This is a genomic window from Anaerobacillus arseniciselenatis, from assembly GCF_001865995.1.
Classification (GTDB): Bacteria; Bacillota; Bacilli; order Bacillales; family Anaerobacillaceae; genus Anaerobacillus; species Anaerobacillus arseniciselenatis.
This window is the reverse complement of sequence record NZ_MLQQ01000040.1, coordinates 40,020-60,856: the sequence shown is the minus strand read 5'-3', so window position 1 is coordinate 60,856 and position 20,837 is coordinate 40,020. Positions and strand designations below refer to the sequence as shown.

At 35.3% G+C, this 20,837-nt stretch carries 21 protein-coding genes and 1 other annotated feature; of the genes, 14 read left to right on the top strand and 7 right to left on the bottom strand.

What is annotated here, in order from left to right; genetic code table 11:
- Together BKP35_RS13585 and BKP35_RS13580 are read left to right on the top strand one after the other, a co-directional pair.
- A complete protein-coding gene (locus tag BKP35_RS13585; RefSeq protein WP_071313907.1) occupies positions 1–1,122 on the top strand; it encodes a sensor histidine kinase in 1,122 nt (373 codons plus the stop codon).
- A 22-nt stretch (positions 1,123–1,144) separates the two neighbouring features.
- Positions 1,145–1,771 (top strand): response regulator transcription factor, encoded by a 627-nt coding sequence (locus BKP35_RS13580; protein ID WP_071313906.1) that lies wholly within the window; start codon positions 1,145–1,147, stop codon positions 1,769–1,771.
- Between the two features lie 78 nt (positions 1,772–1,849).
- On the opposite strand, the gene BKP35_RS13575 is transcribed toward BKP35_RS13580, so the two are convergent.
- Positions 1,850–2,557: a Crp/Fnr family transcriptional regulator gene (locus BKP35_RS13575; protein WP_071313905.1), complete on the bottom strand. Its 708-nt coding sequence runs from the start codon at positions 2,555–2,557 to the stop codon at positions 1,850–1,852.
- A gap of 359 nt (positions 2,558–2,916) precedes the next feature.
- Between BKP35_RS13575 and BKP35_RS13570 the strand changes: the two genes are divergently transcribed.
- From BKP35_RS13570 to BKP35_RS13555, 4 genes are all read left to right on the top strand, one after another.
- A complete protein-coding gene (locus BKP35_RS13570; protein ID WP_071313904.1) occupies positions 2,917–5,061 on the top strand; it encodes a DNA topoisomerase III in 2,145 nt (714 codons plus the stop codon).
- A 62-nt stretch (positions 5,062–5,123) separates the two neighbouring features.
- A complete protein-coding gene (locus BKP35_RS13565) occupies positions 5,124–5,966 on the top strand; it encodes a DUF2268 domain-containing putative Zn-dependent protease (protein WP_071313903.1) in 843 nt (280 codons plus the stop codon).
- 140 nt (positions 5,967–6,106) lie between these two features.
- Positions 6,107–6,316 carry a YuzI family membrane protein gene (locus BKP35_RS13560; RefSeq protein WP_071313902.1) on the top strand — a complete coding sequence of 70 codons (210 nt, stop codon included), beginning with the start codon at positions 6,107–6,109 and terminating at the stop codon, positions 6,314–6,316.
- A gap of 99 nt (positions 6,317–6,415) precedes the next feature.
- Complete coding sequence (locus tag BKP35_RS13555) at positions 6,416–7,162, top strand: YjbA family protein (protein WP_071313901.1); 747 nt, start codon at positions 6,416–6,418, stop codon at positions 7,160–7,162.
- A 293-nt stretch (positions 7,163–7,455) separates the two neighbouring features.
- Here the strand turns inward: BKP35_RS13555 and trpS are convergent, their stop codons facing one another.
- Positions 7,456–8,442 carry a tryptophan--tRNA ligase gene (gene trpS / locus BKP35_RS13550; RefSeq protein ID WP_071313900.1) on the bottom strand — a complete coding sequence of 329 codons (987 nt, stop codon included), beginning with the start codon at positions 8,440–8,442 and terminating at the stop codon, positions 7,456–7,458.
- Positions 8,443–8,655: 213 nt separating this feature from the next.
- Positions 8,656–8,920: a binding site (T-box leader), on the bottom strand.
- A gap of 562 nt (positions 8,921–9,482) precedes the next feature.
- On the opposite strand from trpS, the gene BKP35_RS13545 reads away from it, so the two are divergent.
- Positions 9,483–10,052 (top strand): TlpA disulfide reductase family protein, encoded by a 570-nt coding sequence (locus tag BKP35_RS13545; RefSeq protein WP_071313899.1) that lies wholly within the window; start codon positions 9,483–9,485, stop codon positions 10,050–10,052.
- Positions 10,053–10,202: 150 nt separating this feature from the next.
- Here the strand turns inward: BKP35_RS13545 and BKP35_RS13540 are convergent, their stop codons facing one another.
- The 3 genes from BKP35_RS13540 to BKP35_RS13530 form a co-directional block, all read right to left on the bottom strand.
- Complete coding sequence (locus tag BKP35_RS13540) at positions 10,203–10,496, bottom strand: hypothetical protein (protein WP_071313898.1); 294 nt, start codon at positions 10,494–10,496, stop codon at positions 10,203–10,205.
- A gap of 627 nt (positions 10,497–11,123) precedes the next feature.
- On the bottom strand, positions 11,124–12,104 hold the full coding sequence (locus BKP35_RS13535; RefSeq protein ID WP_071313897.1) for a sodium:calcium antiporter: 981 nt from the start codon (positions 12,102–12,104) through the stop codon (positions 11,124–11,126).
- Positions 12,105–12,832: 728 nt separating this feature from the next.
- Entirely contained in the window at positions 12,833–13,369 is a 537-nt protein-coding gene (locus BKP35_RS13530) for an HD domain-containing protein (protein WP_071313896.1), read from the bottom strand.
- 242 nt (positions 13,370–13,611) lie between these two features.
- Here BKP35_RS13530 and BKP35_RS13525 point away from each other — a divergent pair, with 242 nt between their 5' ends.
- From BKP35_RS13525 to spxA, 5 genes are all read left to right on the top strand, one after another.
- A complete protein-coding gene (locus BKP35_RS13525; protein WP_071313895.1) occupies positions 13,612–13,842 on the top strand; it encodes an excisionase family DNA-binding protein in 231 nt (76 codons plus the stop codon).
- 25 nt (positions 13,843–13,867) lie between these two features.
- Positions 13,868–15,076 carry a putative glycoside hydrolase gene (locus tag BKP35_RS13520; protein WP_071313894.1) on the top strand — a complete coding sequence of 403 codons (1,209 nt, stop codon included), beginning with the start codon at positions 13,868–13,870 and terminating at the stop codon, positions 15,074–15,076.
- A 201-nt stretch (positions 15,077–15,277) separates the two neighbouring features.
- Positions 15,278–15,832, top strand: coding sequence for a GNAT family N-acetyltransferase (locus tag BKP35_RS13515; protein ID WP_071313893.1), 555 nt, complete (start codon positions 15,278–15,280; stop codon positions 15,830–15,832).
- 208 nt (positions 15,833–16,040) lie between these two features.
- Positions 16,041–16,169: a hypothetical protein gene (locus BKP35_RS20125; protein ID WP_281244242.1), complete on the top strand. Its 129-nt coding sequence runs from the start codon at positions 16,041–16,043 to the stop codon at positions 16,167–16,169.
- 331 nt (positions 16,170–16,500) lie between these two features.
- On the top strand, positions 16,501–16,899 hold the full coding sequence (gene spxA, locus BKP35_RS13510; RefSeq protein ID WP_071313892.1) for a transcriptional regulator SpxA: 399 nt from the start codon (positions 16,501–16,503) through the stop codon (positions 16,897–16,899).
- 228 nt (positions 16,900–17,127) lie between these two features.
- On the opposite strand, the gene BKP35_RS13505 is transcribed toward spxA, so the two are convergent.
- Positions 17,128–17,811: a TerC family protein gene (locus tag BKP35_RS13505; protein ID WP_071313891.1), complete on the bottom strand. Its 684-nt coding sequence runs from the start codon at positions 17,809–17,811 to the stop codon at positions 17,128–17,130.
- Positions 17,812–18,196: 385 nt separating this feature from the next.
- On the opposite strand from BKP35_RS13505, the gene mecA reads away from it, so the two are divergent.
- Complete coding sequence (gene mecA / locus BKP35_RS13500; RefSeq protein WP_071313890.1) at positions 18,197–18,862, top strand: adaptor protein MecA; 666 nt, start codon at positions 18,197–18,199, stop codon at positions 18,860–18,862.
- 179 nt (positions 18,863–19,041) lie between these two features.
- Here the strand turns inward: mecA and BKP35_RS20120 are convergent, their stop codons facing one another.
- Positions 19,042–19,164: a hypothetical protein gene (locus tag BKP35_RS20120; RefSeq protein WP_281244241.1), complete on the bottom strand. Its 123-nt coding sequence runs from the start codon at positions 19,162–19,164 to the stop codon at positions 19,042–19,044.
- Positions 19,165–19,282: 118 nt separating this feature from the next.
- On the opposite strand from BKP35_RS20120, the gene cls reads away from it, so the two are divergent.
- The gene (gene cls / locus BKP35_RS13495) at positions 19,283–20,794 is read left to right on the top strand and encodes a cardiolipin synthase (RefSeq protein ID WP_071313889.1); all 1,512 of its coding nucleotides are present in this window, start codon (positions 19,283–19,285) and stop codon (positions 20,792–20,794) included.
- Positions 20,795–20,837: the final 43 nt, after the last annotated feature.

Genomic DNA, 20,837 nt, shown 5'->3' with positions numbered 1-20,837 from the left:
ATGGGAGATAAAATACGCAAACGGCCTCAGCAGTTATCAGGCGTTCAATGGCAAATATTAAAGGTGCAATGGAAAATCGTCGTTGTCATTACCGTTGTATTTTGTTTAGGAATTTTAATAAGTGCTTCTGCTATTCAAAGCTCTAGCCATCTATATGAAATTTATACAGGAGCAACATCGATTATTCTTTTTTCAAATTCCTTTTTTAAAGTTGTTTTTATTGCAACGGTTTACGTATTTTTAATTAGTTTTGCGGTCGCATTTTTGTATAGTTTTCCACTTGCTAGGTATATAAAAAATCAGATTGAGAAATTAGTAGATGCAGCAAATTTATTCACGAGGGGAAAATTAACAACGCGAATCAAAACAGAAGGTACTAACGAATTTTCCGAGCTATCAGACAGCTTTAATGCGATGGCTGATAATTATGAAAAGCAAGTGTTATCATTACAAAAGCTTTTAAATGAAAACTCTAAGCTCATCGAACAGGCTGAGCAAGCCGCTTCTTTGGAGGAACGCCGTAAGTTAGCTAGAGACTTACATGACGCCGTTAGTCAACAGCTGTTTGCGATTTCAATGACTATGGCCGCATTACCTAAACTAGTCGAGAAAAATAGTGATCAAGCTAAAAAAGTATTTCATGATATAGAAAAGATGGTAAATAACGCGCAACAAGAGCTACGAGCACTTATCATGCACTTAAGACCGGTGACACTTGATGGGAAGTCATTTCAAGAAGGAATCCGATCCCTCCTAGAAGAATTGAAAATAAAAAATAATCATTTAACAATTGAATTGATTGATGAGCAAAAAACACAACTCCCATCCCGAATTGAAGACCAATTATTTCGCATTATTCAAGAAGCGATTTCTAATATGTTAAGGCATGCAAGTGCTACCTCTTTTGAAATGAAAATGTTTGAAAAAGATCAACGTTTGTTCATCGTTTTAGAAGATAATGGCGTAGGTTTTAATTTAGAAGAAATGGAGAAAAAAGGGTCGTACGGGTTAATGACAATGAAAGAGCGAATGATTGAACTAGGTGGTAATTTAACCGTTTTATCTTATCCTAATAAAGGAACCAAGGTCGAGTTAAGAGTTCCGATACAGAAAAAAGAATGATTTGCTTGGAGGCGCAATAAAGATGAATAAAATTAAAGTGTTAATTATTGACGATCATGAAATGGTACGAATGGGATTGAAAATGTATTTAGATTGTGAAGAAGAAATTGAAGTGGTCGGTGAAGGTGCGAACGGTGAAGAAGCTATTAAACTAGCTCAACAGTTAGAGCCAGATGTTATTTTAATGGATTTAATGATGGAAAAAGTAAACGGAATTGAAGCAACTAGGCAAATCACTAAAATAAATAAAGATATAAAAGTGATCGTCTTAACGAGTTTCATGGATGATGAAATGGTTTTTCCTGTCATTGAAGCAGGCGCTTTTAGCTATGTCTTAAAAACAACGAGTGCAAGTGAGATTGCTGAAACGATCTATAAGGCGGTAAAAGGTGAACCAACGATTGAAGGAAAAGTAGCTAGTATGATGTTTCATCGAATGAAAGAGAAGCCTAAGCATGAGTCGTTAACAAAAAGAGAGCGTGAAGTGCTCCTTCTTTTAGGAGAAGGGAAAAGTAATAAAGAAATAGGTGATGAACTTCATATTGGTATAAAGACAGTGAAGACACATGTAAGTAATATACTTTCTAAACTCGAACTAGCCGACCGCACACAAGTAGCGATTTATGTAAGTAAACATTTTAAAAAGTAGAACTTAGAATTATGGACTTAAAATTCCATAATTCTATATTCTTTAACATAGACGATCCAATGTTTTCTATTTATAATATTAAATGGTACAAATTTCAACAGGGCAACGACCACAACGTAAATGTCCTTTTAAATAATCAATATCTTTAATTAAAATATGGCCATTCAAAAAAGCGATAACATTATCCTTCTTTAAATCTTGTAACATTCGATTGGCTGTTTCTCGAGAAGTGCCGATATAGTTAGCAATATCTTGATTTGTTAATTTTACTGATAGTAAAATATCATTATTATATTTTTCCCCGTAAGAATTGCTAAAACGAATTAAAATCGAATAAAGCGCTCCCACTTTCCCGTACAACAGAAGGTCAGAAAATTTCGCTTGTGTTGATTGTGTGTTTCGAGCAAACAGCTTAATAAATGAAACAGCAATTTCACCATTTTGTAAAAATAAAGCCTCTAAGTGGTCACGATTAAATTTTACAAGAGTTGAATCTTCAACTACTTCCGCCGTCATACTGACTGACATATCATTAAATAAACTAAACTCACCAATGATGTCATTGTCTTGTTTTAAGTGTAGAAAAAATTTTTTATTATCCATTGTCATTTTACTTAAGCGGATTTTACCAGAACGAACTAAGTATATACTTCTCGCTTCGTCACCCTCGTAAAATAGCGTTGTTCCTTCTCTTACGAATGTCTCTACACCGTGTTGCAACAAAATATCTTGATTTTCTTTCGTTAATTGTTTAAAAAAGGGTGTAATCTCTACGATTTTATTCACGGTATATCCCCCCTTGTTCAATTACTATAATCCCGTAAATTAAATATCTATATATTTGATGTATACGTAAATAGTGCGTATTTTTGGAAAAATTTTAAGCAGAATACCCCTTTTATTTTAAAAAATTGTACAACGTCCATTTCAAATTTCATTAATTTGTCACAAGTCAAGGATAACATAAAATGAATCAAAAATGAATGAAACTAATCACATGAGTGAATTTCAAAATCACCTCAACTGAGCCCTATCAATTCTAAAGAGTAACAATGTTGGGTAGATATTTTAAATTTCTTTTGCGAGTTCTTCTTAAAAAGCGTAATATAAAAAATGGTTTAGAAAGATTAAGGAGTAGATAATCAATGAAACTACTTATTGCAGAAAAACCTGATCAAGGATTAGCATTAGTATCGCAGTTTAAAACGATAAAAAAAGATGGATATGTCATTATTGAACCAAATAAATGGTTTCCACAAGGTGGTTATTGTACGTGGGCCGTCGGGCATCTACTGCAGCTGTCGCCTCCTGAAGTTTATAATTCTACGTGGAAAAAATGGACTTTAACAAACTTGCCATTAATTCCAGAAAAGTTTCAATATGAAGTGGTGAAGGCTAAATGGAAACAATATCAAACTATTAATAAATTACTTAAAAATAAAGAAGTAACAGAAATTATTCATGGTGGTGATGCCGGACGCGAAGGAGAGTTAATCGTTCGTAGCATTATTCACATGAGTGGTGTGCGAAAGCCGATGAAACGGCTGTGGATTTCTTCTTTAACTCCGAAGGCTATTTTAGATGGATTTGAAAAGCTATTAAATGAAGAAGATACGAGAAATTTATATTATGAAGCGTACACGAGAGCTTGTGCTGACTGGTTAGTAGGAATGAACGCTTCAAGAGTGTATTCAATTCTTTTAAAGGAAAAAGGCATTCAAGATGTATTTTCAGCTGGTCGTGTACAAACGCCAACGCTTGCTTTAATTGTGAAAAGAGAAACTGAGATTGAACAATTCGAACCTAAGCCATTTTGGGAAGTACTTGCGAGTTTTACGGTGAACGATAAACAGTATGAAGGTAAATGGGAGAAAGAAAATGAATCTAGACTTGACCAAAAAGAACTCGCAGAAAAAATCACAGCATTTTGTGAAGGGAAGAACGTAGAAATAACAAAGGTTAAGAAAGAACGAAAAAAGTATGAACCGCCATTATTATTTAATTTATCAGCATTACAAGCAACCGCAAATAGTATTTTCAAATTTTCACCTAAAAAAACGTTAGATGTATTACAAAAGTTATATCAAAAAGGGATTGTTTCTTACCCTCGTTCAGATTCTAACTATGTCACTAAAGGGGAAGCTGAAACATTTCCACAAATTTTACAAAAGTTAAGCGAAATAAACGAGTATTCTAAAATGCTTCCATCACCTAAAAAAACGTTAATGAACAATAAGAGGTATGTGAATGACAAAAAAGTAACTGATCATTATGCCATCATACCGACAGAGCAAGTGAAGGACCCTCGTAAACTATCAGAAGATGAGAGAAAAATTTATGATTTAGTTGTCCGCCGACTTATTGCCGCGCACTACGATGCCGCCGTTTTTGACTATACTACGATTACAACTTTAGTTGATAAACGAGCTACCTTTATTTCTAAAGGGAAACAGTTAGTCAATGAAGGTTGGCGAAAAGTTTTAATGCATCAAAGCGATGATAAAGACGTAATTTTGCCTATTCTTGAAGAAGGCGAACAAGGTAAAGTGTCTAAGGTCGATATTAAAGAAGGAAAAACTCAACCACCGAAAAGGTATACAGAAGGTCAACTCATTACGTTAATGAAAACGGCGGGGAAGTTTATCGATGATCAACAGTTAGAAAAAGTTCTTAAAAAGACTGAAGGCTTAGGAACAGAAGCAACTCGAGCTGGTATTATTACGATGCTTAAAGATCGAAATTATATTGAAGTAATAAAAAACCAAGTGTATGCAACAAAGAAGGCAAAAATATTAATCGAAGCAATTGATAACAATATTTTAGCTTCTCCGGAAATGACAGCAAAATGGGAGTTACGTCTAGGGGAAATCGGTCAAGGTAAAGCTTCACCTGCCACATTTATCGAGCAGACCAAAAAATTATCCAATAAAATTATTGAAGATGCGACAACAAATTCGAAGCAATGGAATTTTGACGGACTAGAATATGAAGTGAAAAATAAGAAAGTGTCGAAGTTTACAACTGGAAAAGTGGTTGGGAAATGTAAGCTTTGTGATGGCGATGTGATTGATAAAGGAAAGTTTTACGGTTGCGCCAATTACAAAAAAACATCTTGTAACTTTACGATATCAAAGGTCATTTTAGGTAAAAAGTTAACAGAAACAACGATCAAGAAACTGTTAACTAACGGGAAGACAAATGTTCTTAAAGGTTTTAAAAAAGGAGATAAAACGTTCGCGGCAACGCTCGTTTGGGATGAAAAAGAGAAGAAGGTTGGTTTTGAGTTTTGAAGTGGCAGCTTTCACGATAAAGCATACGTATACAATAGTAGGCTTAGTGGAGGTGTCAGAAAATGAGTGTTGTTAATACGAGCAAATGGCTAAGGGAATATATAAGAGAGCGAAAAAAAGTTACTTCCCAACAATATTTTGAGTTACAACGAAGATTGATATGTGAACCAATCGCCGATTACTTTGAGGAGTTTAATGATGTACAGCTGCACCAATATTTTTTAGAAAATGGGATGTTTTACCCTGATGCTAAAATTTTAAACGAATTAAGAGTAATGGAGAAGAATAATATTTGGAAGATGCTTCAAAGTTATTATGAAATGTTAAGGAAGGAATGGAGTGGAGAAGAAGCAAACATATTTGTGTTTCCGATTGAAAAAAGAAATAAACTATTGATGAAAGAGTTAAATGGAAAGATGGGAATTAGCTTTCACGATGTTATTTTATTATTTATTACGAAAGATTTGTCACATAAAGAAATTAAAGCATTGTTTACCCATGAGTACAATCATGTTTGCCGACTTGCAGAACAACAAAAAGATTTTGATGAACTTACTTTATTAGATTCGATGATTATCGAAGGGATGGCAGAAGTTGCCGTAGAAAAAACGATCGGTGAAGAGTTATTAGCACCTTGGGTGTCATTATACTCAAAAGAAGAGTTATTTCCTTATTGGCATAGAATTGTCGATTTTTTACAAGTGAAAGGGAAAGAAAAACACGATCCGATTTTATATGGTGATCCGAGCTCACGAAGAGGTAGATTTCCAAAATGGTTTGGATATTGCTTAGGTTATCAAATTGTTTCATCGTATGTAAAAAATAACCAAGGAATGAAGGTGAAACAATTATTAAGCATTGATTCAAAAGAAATATTAGCTAAATCCGACTTTGCATTAAAATAAAACATTAAAACTTGGTGAGAAACCAAGTTTTTTCTATTTTTTAAAGGTTTTTCTCATTTTTAAGAAGAAATAAATAAAAGGTAGAAAGGAGGAATGCTCATGGAAGTTGCTCAATTCCTAATAGCGTGGTGGGACAAGCTATGATATTTCGTTTTTTTATTTTACTCATCGGTTTCGGACTTGCTGTGACCGGGGGAGTGAGTATGATTGCTTATTTGAACCTAATTACAGCGGGGTATTCCTTCGTTTACTATTTACATTTCATTTCGTTAAGAATCGAATTTCACCTTTTCCTCATCGGCTTTATAATGATTATACTAAGTATATATATTCCTTCTTCAAAACGTTAAAATTTTAAAAAAGTATCCCGATTATTTTTTGTGTGGAATAAATTTCCTCGTTGCTGACCATACTGTTTGTAAACATTCATAGAGCAAGGGGGCTTTCATATGGTCCACATTCGGGATGTATGGATCAATTGGTTTGAAGGAGAAGAAAATGGGTATAACGTCTGCGAATTTTTCGAATGGAGGAAAGACGATAAAATTGAACTGTTAGATCAAGTTGTCATCATAAGAGTTACGAGCAAACTATTCGATTACATAGAAAATAATTTAGCAGAATTACCAGAAGAATTACTGAATGATGTTTATCAACAAAGTTACCAAAGGAAAAACAATCAACGTCTACAGCTAGATTACTGTTTTATTGCGACTGACGGTGAAAAGGTTTTAGCAGTAGATACGTTAGGCTACCAAACGCCAATTCGTAAAAGCAGATTAATGCCTAGACAAGAAAGTATCGTAACTGAACTAGCTCTTAATGAGCTTACAAAAAATTACTATGTAGAATATATTGATGCACCAAGAGAGTATCATATTTTATCACCTGATCCACAGCTTATGAGTGGCTTAATTAGGAAAGAACGACAGTTGAAACAACTGTTATTTATGATATTAGACCAACTATATTCTACTAATAATGTTGCTCAAGTACGTTATTGGTACACAGAATGGTTACCAAATAATTACGAGATGATCCAGCAAATGAGTTTTGAAGAAGCATGGCATGGCTTATTTGATGAAGTCAAACACGGCTGGTCACCTCAGCATTATCATCTTTGTGAAAGAATGATAAAAGGACAGCCTTTTTTCGAAAAAATATGGGAACTACAACATCATGAAAGTGTGAAATAAAAGAAAGATGATAGCGTCAAATAAAAAAGAGGCGATCCCAAACAAAGTGTTAGACATTTTGTTTGGGGTCGCCCCTTCTGTTTAGAAAGATAAGAAAGCATATTTTTGAATGTTGAACAGCAAGCTGGTCATTTGAACAACTAGTTAACCCTTGGACTTTTTAAGAGAAAAGTCCAAGGGTTAAATCTGCGAAGCGCAACTTTCACTAACTCAAAACTGAAAACTCATCACTATACTTCAAGGGCACTACTCACAACAATTCTCAATTGCAAATTTAAAAGTCTAAATTAACCTTACCTTTTCCTCCCTAACCCCATCGCACGTTTCGCTTTTGCTAATGTTTTAGAGGCTACTGCATCTGCTTTATCTCTACCAAGGTCGAGGATGTCATCTAATTGTTCAGAGTCAATAATTTCATGATAACGATCGTGAATTGGTTTAAGTGTTTCAACAACCGCTTCACCTAACGCTTGCTTAAAATCTCCGTAACCTTTACCTTCGAATTCATTTTCTAACTCCTCAATTGTTTTGCCGGTACAAAGTGAGAAAATACTTAGCAGGTTAGAAATAGCTGGTTTGTTTTCTTTATCATACTTTACAATACCATCGGAATCAGTAACGGCACTTTTGATTTTTTTCATAATTGTTTTTTCATCATCTAGCATAGAAATATAGCTTTTTCGGTTAGGATTTGATTTACTCATTTTTTTCGTAGGGTCAGTGAGTGACATGATTCGTGCGCCAACTTTTGGGATCCGTACTTCCGGAATTGTAAAAATGTCATTATACTTTCTATTAAACCTTTCTGCTAAATCTCTAGTTAATTCCAAGTGCTGTTTTTGATCTTCACCAACTGGGACGATATCCGTATTATAAAGGAGAATGTCTGCAGCCATTAATGGCGGATACGTTAGTAAAGCACTTGAAACCGCTTCTTTACCTTCGGATTTATCTTTAAACTGTGTCATTCGCTCTAATTCCCCAATATAAGCGACACATTGCATCATCCATCCTAGCTGAGTGTGCGCTCCTACTTCAGATTGAATAAATAAGGTAGATTTATTAGGATCAATTCCTGCTGCTAGATAAAGGGCTGCTAAACTTCGAATGTTTTTACGTAACTGAATTCGGTCTTGAGGAACAGTGACCGCATGCTCATCAACAATACAAAAATAACAATGATGGTCGTTTTGTAACTCAACAAAATGCTTCATCGCTCCTAAATAATTACCTAGAGTTAATGTTCCACTCGGTTGAATACCAGAAAAAATTGTTTTCATAACTTCATCGTCCTTTCGAATTTAAAAATATTTCTTTAAAAAACTTGCACTTCCTATTTACCAGACCAAAATAACTGTCCAGCTTTTTCATACCTAACCCTCATGACGGGTGCAGTCTCACCATCTTAAATGAAAAAGTCAGTCGGGGGCGTGGCCTAACCACCAAACCAACTAACCGACTATTGCATACAAAAAGGCCCATTCATCCCTTGAGATAGGGACGAATGGACCGTGGTACCACCCTAATTATTCTAAAATTTAGAATCACTTATGACCATACAGCCTATGAGGCGATATGGATTCCTATATAACGTTAGGAAAAACGCCGAAGCCTACTTCTAAAATTTCCTTTCTCGGAAACGATGTTTCGGTTCGGATGCTCCAAAGCCCATTCCAAATTGCGCCACTATCTGCTTCTCACCATCACAGACTCTCTAAAAGCTTTGCAAAATGTACTCTTCTTTATCATAGCGATTAAATTACTAAATTTTTTCTAATTATACAAAACGAAGCTAGAAAAAGCAAATAAGGTTTTTATTTTCATAGGCTTTATCACTATTTTTATTGGGTCGTATTTTTAAAAATTAGTAATTGAGAACATTCTTGTACATATACTTGTACTAATCTAATAACGAGAAGGCAAACCACCCTGATTGTTTGAATGAAAAATGTCCGGACGAGTTTTCGAGTGAGCCTCTAAAGCTCGCTAGAGGGTGCTCCTGCGGTTACTCGTCGCAAAGCTGCATGATGAATTCTCTAAGAAGCATTACATGATGTGATTGAGGTCAGTAGCTTTACAGCGAAGCGAGAGAACTCGTCCGGCATTTCCACCTTAGATGGGGAGTGCCGTCATGCTGGTTTTGTAAGAAAAAAGGCTGATGATTTCGTGAACGAGCCTCTGAGATTCGCAAGAAGGTCAAAGCGAAGTGAAGGAAATCATTCGACTTTTCCATATTAAATGGTGGCGGAATATCCGCCATGAGCGTTTTGTATGTAAAAGTGGTTTAGTTTTTAAGTATGTAAGAAAGGGATGAGAGATTGTGATTGATAGAAAGAATTTTATTTATTTAGCCATTCTTTGTTTTACCTTTTTGTTTTTAGCCATTAATTATGAACGTTCAGACACAGCGATTAAAAGGATGGAACAAGAAGTATTAGTGTCTAATCAATTAGGAGTGTATAAAGGTGATATTGCCGAAAATTTTCAATTACAAAATTTTAACGGTGAACAACTACAACTTGAGAGCTTTAGAGGTAAAAAAGTAATCGTCAATTTCTTCGCTACTTGGTGTGCTCCTTGTCAAGAAGAGATGCCAATTTTGGTGGCGCTACAAGAAAAGGTTGAAAATGAGAACTTTGTTGTTATAGGGGTAAATGTAACTAAAGAAGAACCAAACCGAAAACGTGTCCGTGAGTTTGTTGAACATTTCAATGTGAATTTTGAAGTTCTTTATGATGATGAAGGGGAAGTAATGGACATATACCAATTGATCGGTATTCCAACCACATTTTTTATCGATGAAGAAGGTAAGATCGTCGAACGAATAAACGGAATTATAACGCTAGAAATGATTAAGAACCACCCTTTTTTTGAAGGCAGATTAAACTAAGGTCGTTTTCGTAAAACTGCGTTCTTTTGGGAGAAAAAAAGTGAAGGTTGAGCTAATAACAGTAGATTTAGCATAAATCGGAAGTGCGTAGTATGGGGGGAGTGTGCAGTATCGTGTTGCTTCGTATTACGGGGGGAGTGTGCAATTGCATTATAAAAGAGAGAGCAAAATGCTCACTTTAAGCTTTCGATTCCCCTTCTCTTGCTTTGAGCTCAGAAGAGTAATCATTCGAATGTTTGGATTACTCTTCTCTGGTTTTGAGCTCAGAAGAGTAATCATTCGAGTGTTTGGATTACTCTTCTCATGTTTTGAGCCGAGAAGAGTAATCAGTTCGTGGTTTCGATTACTCTTCTCTAGTTTTGAGCCGAGAAGAGTAATCAGTCCGGCGTTTGGATTACTCTTCTTTAGTTTTAAGTTAGGAAGAGTAATCAGTTTTTTTCGCATTAACAGATTATCTTTAGAAGGTGTGGATGATTTGACGGTTACAGATAAAGGGTACGTAAGGATTTTTCGCGTGACCTAACCGAGTTTCACATCAACTAAAAGGGAACGCAAGAAGATCTCGTGTGCCCGAACAAAGCGTCACATCACCCAAAAGGTAACGCGAGACCTTCTCGCGTGCCCGAACAAAGCGTCACATCACCCAAAAAGGTAACGCGAGACCTTCTCGCGTGCCCGAACAAAGCGTCACATCACCCAAAAGGTAACGCGAGACCTTCTCGCGTGCCCGAACAAAGTGTCACATCACCCAAAAGGTAACGCGAGATCTTCTTGCATGCCCGACCCCATAAGGAACCTAACTACTGCGCACTCCCCCCATACTACGAAGCAACGTGATATTGCACACTGCCCCATATTGTGCAACATCCTATATTTCACAACAGCCTTTCTTTTTCCATCTTCCCAAAAACAACTTAGCTCTCTTTCTACTGCACAAGCTTTAGTGAAACTTCAATCCTTCTATACAACCATTTTTTTGAAACTTATTTAAGATAAACTGTAAAAATTCAACACTTCCGTACAAATATTAGATAGTGCCGGTAACTAGCTAATCCATATAATATTAGTTGTTCAATAAATAAAAATAAGAAAGCTCGAAATGAAATAAATAACGACAAGTATTGCCGAAGGAAGCCAATATACGGTATGTAACTTAGTAGACTTAATTCGCAATAATGAGTATAGTACAAATAAATTTAATACAAAAATCGCTAGTGCAGTAATAGAATTTACTGGTGAGACAGATGATAAAATCGTTGCAGGTCTGTAAAAAATATCTGTGCTAATTAATATTAATATATTAAATAAATTACTACCTAAAATAGAGCCGATCGCCAAATTATAGTTTCGTAGTTGAATAGCTATTAAAACTGCAACGGCTTCAGGTAACGAAGTCGAAGCTGCGATAAGAAAGCTACCAACAAAGGTGGAGCCAAGTCCGGTTACTGTAGCAATTTGATCACCACTAATTGAGAGAAGTGAACCTGAGATTAATATCGTTATTGAAGCGATAACGAAGCCTATAATTGCTTTTTTTAGAGAAATCGCTGATGTTTGTGAGACCCCATCGTCATGATCTTCTTCTGAATTTTGGACTTTTTTAGATAAAAGAAACATTCCTAGAGCGTAAACAGAAACAAGAACCAATGCATCAAGACCAACCCCGAAAAACGAATATGGTAGTTGTAGAGTAAGTGCTAAAAATACGAGCAAAGACAGGAGCATTCCTAAGTAGATGGTATATAAATGATTTTTAGACGCCGCTTTAAAAATTTGTTGTTTACGAAAATAAAGGTCAAAGCTCGCAATAATTAATAAATTAAACAAATTACTTCCTAAAACATTGCCTATAGCAAGATCAGGGTTATTTATGCCAATAGCTACTAAACTAGTAGTTACCTCTGGTAACGAAGTAGCTCCAGCCAAAAAAAGAGTACCAACCAACATTCCACCTAATGCCGTTCGTTCACTTAATACATCGGCATAAGTAGAAAGCTTAACAGCAGCCAAAACTGTAAATAATGCCGCGAAAAAAAATAAAATAAAAACCATCTTAAACTCCTCCTAAATAATGAATTTCATAATTCATTATTCTCGCCACTAAGATCAATATATAGTTGCGCCAGAACCCTTCGCAAACTATATATTGCTTGATGTGGCTCGTTTTTAGTAATTATGAAATTCACTCAATAAAGTAAAGAAAAAAACATAAAAATAAATTGGAAAAATTAACTCACTGACTAACATGGCGAAAGCCTTAGTTTTTTAATACTACTTGCGTTTTAACTAATAAATTTTGACAGTGTAACAAAAAAAGAAAAAGACCTTTTTATGAAAATACATTTAGTAAGTATCGAAAACAAACTAAAATGTACTTTCATAAAAAGGTCTTGCGTACTTTGTATGCATACAAAGCTTAATGAACCGAGTGAAAAAACATCACCGTCATGACGACTCATTAACCTAGTGGTCGCTACTCCCCTTTTTGGGCTTATTCATTTATTGAATAAAACATATCATGTGCTTGACGAAATCGTCAAGTTGTTTTTTGGTATGAAATAAGTCGAATGATTTCGTGAACGAGCCTCTGAGATTCGGAAGAAGGTGCTCCTGCGGTTACTCGTCGCAAAGCTGCACGAAGCCTATGCTAAGAGGTGTGACATGATGCGATTGAGGTCAGTAGCTTCAAAGCGAAGTGAAGGAAATCATTCGACTTTTCCATATCAAATGGTGGCGATGCTTCGTCATGCGCGTTTTGTATGCGTATTTTTAAAAGTACATTAGTGATTAGCGATTTCATTATATTGGTGCAGTTCTTCGTCAATTTTTTGATCAAGTTTCGAGATTCGTGAACGAGCCTTTTCATCATCAATTGTCCGATAATGATGGTTTCCTCCAGGCTCTTCATCCATTTCGTCTGCTCGAGCAACAATTTTTTGTAAAGGTTCTAAGTCAAGTTCTCCTTTAGGCAAGTAGGAATCAGTATGAAGTAATATCGCTAAGGCAATTTTTTTAGCTTTTTCAGGATGTTCCCCAAGTCGTATTAGCAACTTATGAGCCCTTTCTGCCCCTTTAATTGCATGAATATCATTTTTCTTATAAAGCTCATAATCCCATTTTCCATCTCGATACCACGTATAGTGTCCAATATCGTGCAAAAAAGCCGCCTTCGTAGCTAAATCGGGGTTTACACGATACTCTTTTGAGAGGTTAAATGCATGATAAGCTACAGCTATTGCATGAGACATTCCAGCTCTTTTTACATATTTTTGGGTGATTCGATGTTCGAAAATTGATCGTAAAGTTACGTCTCTCATCATTTTCCCTCCTCAAAGAATCTTAGTTTTTTTCAGCTAATGTTCAAAAGATATTTTTACTATTATACATACGTCATACTTGTGATGCAAGTGAAGTTAATTAGCTAAATGAGGAATTGTAAAAAATGCTGTATTTCGTCAAAAAATGTCTTTTTTTTTATTTAGCTTATTGGTATTCATTGCGAACAATTGTATAATTCTAATATAAAGAGATTAAAAAAGCTGAAAATGGAGGGATCATGATGTATGTAACAATTAAAGAAATTGCAGACTATTTACATTTGTCACCAGACTACGTTTTTCAGCAAATAAAAGCAGGGAATGTTCGGGCTGTCCATGATGGAAATCAATATTTAGTGAACAAAGATCAATTTTCAACGACAAGGGAAAATATCGAAAAACAGATCTTATTATGGAAGGAAGAACAAGCGGAAGACCTCCCAGCAGATATTGATGTGAAAGACGAAGATTAATAGACTAGAATTGAGGTAATGACAGATGGGGAAAACTTTGAAGATAACGATATCACTTCTATTTATTTTTTTAATTGGAATTACAACAGTTACATTCGCCGAAACTGATAAAAAAGTAACGGATCACGCTATTAAGGTAAGTGAATTAAAGCAACCGGAACTTCCAGAAAGAATGGAAAGATTTATATTTCAGTCAGGTTACCATTTTGAGTATCCGGATGCAGTTCGTGGCATTTATGTCACTGGACATTCAGCTGGTGGCCAAAGATTTGAGTCGCTCATTGATTTAATCGACACTTCTGACTTAAATTCAATGGTTATTGACATCAAGGACGACTTCGGTTATTTAACTTATACTCCTGATAACGAAGAATCACCATTTTTAGATATTAGTAAACGATACATCCGAGATCCTGAAGCAATGATGAAACGACTTGAGGAACATGAAATTTATCCGATTGCCCGTATTGTCGTATTTAAAGATTCTGTATTGGCAGAAAAGCGTCCAGACTTATCATTCACACAAGATGGTGAAGTTTGGAAAAATCGTCGTGGTGAGGCGTTCGTTAATCCATTTTTAAAAGAGGTATGGGATTATAACGTAGCCATCGCTGAAAAAGCTGCACAAATGGGATTTAAAGAAATTCAATTTGATTACGTTCGTTTCCCGGAAGGGTTTGAAAGAAGAGATGAAATACTAACCTACAGTGTTGGAGAATACACTGATGGAGACGACAATGTGCAAAAACGAGTTGACGCTGTTACTGACTTTGTTGCTTATGCAAGAGAACAGTTGCAACCTTATGACGTAGATGTTTCTGTAGATATTTTTGGGTATGCAGCTACCATTTCTGAAGCTCCGGGTATTGGGCAAAACTTTTCAAGAATTTCTGAAAATGTAGATGTTATTTCCTCGATGATTTACCCAAGTCATTGGACATCTTATTTTGGAATTGCTAAGCCAGATTTACATCCGTATGAACTCGTGGATGCTTATGCACAAGTTGAAAATGAATTATTAGCCAAATTAGAAAATCAACCAATATCAAGGCCGTGGCTTCAAGACTTTACAGCTTCTTATTTAGGGGCTGGGAATTATCGAGTTTACGGGAAGGAAGAAGTGGAAGCTCAAATTAAAGCTCTTTATAAAAACGGTATTTACGAATTCCTCCTATGGAATGCAGGCAATCGCTATACTCCAAATGTAGATTATAAAATAGGTTTAGACGACTAATGCTAACTTTTATGTTGTCTTAGTGCAATACGTTTAAATAAAAATTTTCTTTACATGTATGCCAGCGTTTCTCATACAGCCTAACGCAAGTGGAATGATTAAATTTCACTTGCGTTTTTTTGTTTAACAAAATTGCCATTAAGCATATACTATTAATGAAGACATGTATTATATTTAAAGGGGAAAGACTTGGAGGTTAACATGAATTGGTATGAAAAGCTCAATCAATATTTCCCAATAGAGGAAATGAAATCAAAAGAGCATATGGAACTTTTATTAAAAGAAAAAGGTAACATTTATCACAAGAATGAAGGGCCACATCATGTTATGATGTATGTAGAGATGGACGACTTCATCTTTATTGATTACTTGTTCGTCTCTAAAGATGCAAGAGGCCAAGGTTTAGGGAAAAAGTTATTAAATAAACTTAAACTAAAACAAAAACCGATCATCCTTGAGGTAGAGCCTGTTAATTATGAGGATACAGATACGGAAAAAAGGTTGAATTTTTATGAACGAGAAGGGTTTCATCATGCAAAATCAATCGGCTATCGACGCCGATCGCTTGCAACAAAAGAAATTACCGAACTAGAAATTTTATATTGGTCTCCAGAAGACGACGATGAAGAAACGATTTATGAAAAGATGAAGCAAACGTATGAAATGATCCACACGTATAAAGATGAACAGCTGTACGGTGAACCTTATCAAGATGTAGACGAAGTACTTTCTTATAATAACTCTAAAAATAATTAAAGTGCGTGTTCAAAAAGGAGGATAATCAGAGCCGAGGAGGTCGAGGCGGCGAAGCTTCGAGCAGCGGAATGTATGCTATTAATACATGAGAAGCACAGAAACGAGCCAACGAAGAGATTCGCAAGCTATGATTATCGGACTTTTTGAACATCTCCTTAAATGAATATTAACAGGCGTTACTAATCTTACGAGTAGGAAGGTGTCTAACATGAAGGGAAGAGATAAAAAGCGTAAAAAGAAAAGAGAGATTTTAAAAGAACTAAAAAAGAAACTACCTGGATTAAAACGTATTCCAGGCAGAAATCCAGTATCATCAAACACAAAAACAACAGCATAAGAGTATTGAAATAAAAACGGGCTGTCCCATAAGTGTATGACACTTTTTGGGACAGTCCCTTATTTTATTACAATGAAACACATATGATGAAATTCATTATTAAAAATTTTTTAAAAATATGTTTTATCTAAGAGGTGAAAGGGTATGAGATAAAAGGGAAGAGTTAGTTAACACTATGTACAAAGTGTATAAATTTTGTTTATTTAATTTTCAATCAGGGGTGTTCAAATTAGAATGATTATTGTATAATTTGATTATCAACTGATTATCAATTAATAATAATTGTATATATAAAAGTCTGAGTTGGATAAATGGAAGGGAGAATTGGAAAATGGTAAAACTGTTTACATCCCCAAGTTGTACATCATGTAGAAAAGCTAAAGCGTGGTTAGAAGAACATAACATTGAATTTGTTGAGAGAAATATTTTTGCAGAGCCATTAACGATCGAAGAAGTGAAAGAAGTCGTAAGAATGACAGAAGATGGAACCGACGAAATTATTTCAACACGCTCAAAAGTTTTTCAAGAAATGAATGTTGAAGTTGATTCGTTATCAATGCAACAACTGTTCAAAATTATAAGTGAAAATCCTGGTATACTACGTAGACCAATTATTTTAGATGAGAAACGATTACAAGTAGGTTATAATGAGGCTGAAATTCGTCGTTTCTTACCTCGTAAAGTTCGTTCTTTCTTTTTACAAGAGGCTCAAAGAGCAGCAAACGAATAAAAAATATACAAGTTTAAAGAGGCCACCCTATGATGTGCGCCTCTTTGTTTTTTTCGCTTGCGCTTTTCTTGAAAGATAAGAAAGTATAAAAAATTTTGAATGCTGTCTAGCTTCAGGCGCCATCGGCTCGACCACTTCAGACCTGCCCGTAGCGGTCTAAAACCTGACCGCTACGGGCAGGTCTTCCACCGGTTTTCGCCGATAGGCGGACGCCTTGCGCTTTTCTTATTACATTTTAAATTCAAAGTTATTCTTTTTAAAGTGGTTAAAAAACCACCCTAAAGCGATAACGGCGACGATCGCCAAGATTTGTAACATTGTTGAAACGAATGGATGGTGTGAAAAAAGTGGATCAAACATTGGCTCATGAATAATCATTTTTGCTGCCGTATAAGCCAGTATTCCGGCTCCGATATAAATAATAATCGGAAATCGTTCGATAGCGTATAAAATGATTTTGCTTCCCCAAATAATGATTGGGACTGATACAAGTAGACCGATAATTACTAACGTTTTATTTCCGTGCGCAGCGCCTGCAACAGCTAGTACATTGTCAAAGCCCATCACAATATCAGCGATAATAATCGTTTTTATCGCAGAAAAAATGGTTGTTTTACCTTCGATATCCCTTTCATCACCCATCTCTGTTAAAAGATGAAAGGAAATATATAATAATAACGCTCCACCAATTGCCATTAGAAAAGGAATATTAAGTATGTAAACAGCTAAAAGGGTTAAGGTAATTCTAGCAACAATCGCCAAACCAATTCCTGCGACAATCGCTTTATTTCTAATATTTTTAGGTAAGTTACGGCATGCTAACGCGACAACTATGGCATTATCACCACCTAATATAATATCAATGCTAATTATTGTTAATAATGGAATGATGAACTCCATATCTAGGCTCATGGACACACCTCTTAAAAGTAAAGTGAATAAACAAATAATAACAGGGGCAAGTTGACTGACAATATATTTATAAAAGACCATTTAAAAAATAATCAAATAAATGATAAAATAAAAGGACAACTTATTAACTAAATTTATCACTTTTTAAAAGGTTTCATTCCTGATTTAGTAAAAAAGTTTAAATTAATTGTCCAAAAATTGTTTAGCATTTAATTTTCATTCTGAATTGATTTATCATAGAATAGAAGTATAATATATGAAAAGGAATAGCTTATTCCGTTTATCTCTAACGGAAATGGTGAATGAAAGGTTAACTCAATCTTAATCTCTAAGGGATACAAATCCCTTCCGCCATATAGATTTCGCTAGAAGGGAGAGAAGGAACATGGAAATCGAAAGACTAAATGAATCAACAATCAAGTTTTTCATCACCTACAAAGATATAGAAAATCGAGGCTTTGATCGCGAAGAAATTTGGTATAACCGTGAAAGAGGCGAGGAACTTTTTTTTGAGATGATTAACGAAGCAAATGATATAGAAAACTTTGAGCTTGAAGGACCATTATGGATACAAGTACAGGCACTTGATAAAGGCCTTGAAATTATCGTTACGCGAGGTCAAATTACAGACGGGAGCGTAAAATTAGAAATCCCAGTTTCGAATGACCAAATCAATTTACCAGTCGACGAAAATATTGTCGACATGCTTGATGAAAATTTTGTAAAAAGTAAGCAAAAAGAAGATGAGGATACAGAGCCTGAGTTATTAGATCTCGTTATTGGATTTAATGATTTTGAGGATATTATTTCTCTAAGTTATGGAATTGATATTAAGGGCTTTGAAGATGCTCTTTATCACTTCGAAGGTAATTACTATTTATTTGTAATGTTTACAGATGAATTTGCGGAGGATGAACAAGATGATATTTTAAGTCAGATTTTAGAATTTGGTTTTGAATCTGAAGTGTCTATCCACCGAATTCAAGAATACGGTAAAGAAATTATAGGAGACAAAGCGCTACAAAATTTACGGAAAATGTTTGACAAATAACTTGATATGTACGTAATCAAAGGGGGCTGCACTTCCTTGAAAAGATACATTATGAACACCTCTTTATATGAAGGTCTCATTGATTGAAGTTATCTTTTGAGGAAGTGGTGGTCCTTTTTTCTAAGGATAAGAAAGTATATATTATTTGAACTTGGAAAGGTGTTTAGCTCCAAGACGCTTCACTGAATATGCTGCAGTGGAGTTTTGCGACGAGTAATCGCAGGAGCAAATGTTTTCGTGCGACGAGTAATCGCAGGAGCAAATGTTTTCGTGCGACGAGTAATCGCAGGAGCAGGCGCCATCGGCTCGACCGCTTCAGACCTTCCCTTGCTGTCTAAAACTTGACCGCTACGGGAAGGTCTTCCACCGGTTTTCGCCGACAGGCGGACGTTTTGCGCTTTTCTTATGAGGGGTAAATTTATGAAAAAGAAACTACAAGTTTTACTTTTTTTAAGTATCGTAGGAACAATTTTATACATAACGAAAGATTACTGGGAAGGATGGATCGTCGGAGCGATTACTTTTCTTTTTTCATTATCTGCTTTTTTTATTGCCATTGTCATCTTCCTAGAAAATCGTCACCCATCTAAAACGGTCACATGGTTAATGGTTCTCGCCATTTTCCCCGTATTAGGCTTCTTCTTCTACTTAATGTTTGGACAAAATCATCGTAAAATGAAAACATTTACGAAAAAGGCAATTATGGATGAACAAGCATTAGATAGTATTGAAGGTAGTAAGCATCTTAATGAAAAAGAGTTAAGTAAAATGGGAGAAGATCAACAACTTCTTTTTCGCCTCGCGCACCGCTTAGCTAATAACCCAATATCCTTTGCTACAGAAACAAAAGTGTTAACGGATGGAAAAGAAACGTTTACCCATATTTTAAAAGCATTGGAAGATGCAACGAATCACATTCATATGGAATATTATATCGTTCGCAATGATGAAATCGGTAACGAGATTAAAGAAATTTTGATAGAAAAAGCAAAAGCAGGAGTGCAAGTTCGTTTTCTTTATGATGCTGTAGGTTGTTTCCAACTTTCAAAGTCTTACGTAAAGCAACTAAGCGATGCTGGGGTAGAAATGGTTGCTTTTGCTCCTGTAAAAATGCCTTTTTTAAACCATAAAATTAACTATCGAAACCATCGGAAAATTATTATTGTTGATGCAAAAGTAGCATTGGTCGGTGGATTGAATATTGGTGATGAATATTTAGGTAAGAATCAATACTTCGGTCATTGGCGAGATACACATTTATACGTACAAGGAGAAGCGGTACGTTCACTGCAGCTTATTTTTTTAAGAGACTGGTATTATATGACGAGAGAAACGTTGTTAAAACAAAGTTATCTATCTCCAGAACTTCCTAAGCAACAGCAACTAGGTGGGGTCCAAATGATTGCTAGTGGACCAGATACTCGTTGGGAAGTAATAAAAAAATTATTTTTCTCAATGATTACTTCCTCAAAAAAATCGATTTGGATCGCTTCACCGTATTTTATCCCTGATGATGATATATTGTCGGCGTTAAAAATTGCTGCTTTAAGCGGTGTAGATGTTCGTATTTTAGTACCTAACCGGCCTGATAAACGAATTGTATTTTATGCTTCGCGTTCATATTTTCCAGAGTTGTTAGAGGCAGGCGTGAAAATTTATGAATATAATCGTGGCTTTATGCACAGTAAAATTTTGATTGTCGATAATGAAATTGCCTCAATTGGTACAGCGAATATGGATATGAGGAGCTTCCATTTAAACTTTGAAGTGAATGCCTTTTTGTATAAAACAAAAAGCGTTCATACCCTTGTAAGTGATTATATATACGATATGGAACACTCTACCGTTATTAGTTATGAAAAGTTTAAGAAAAGATCGCTATTCAAAAGGGTGATAGAATCGACTTCAAGATTAATGTCACCGTTACTTTAATCATTAAGAGAGGTGTCCAAAAAAGTGATGAACCTCTAGGCAC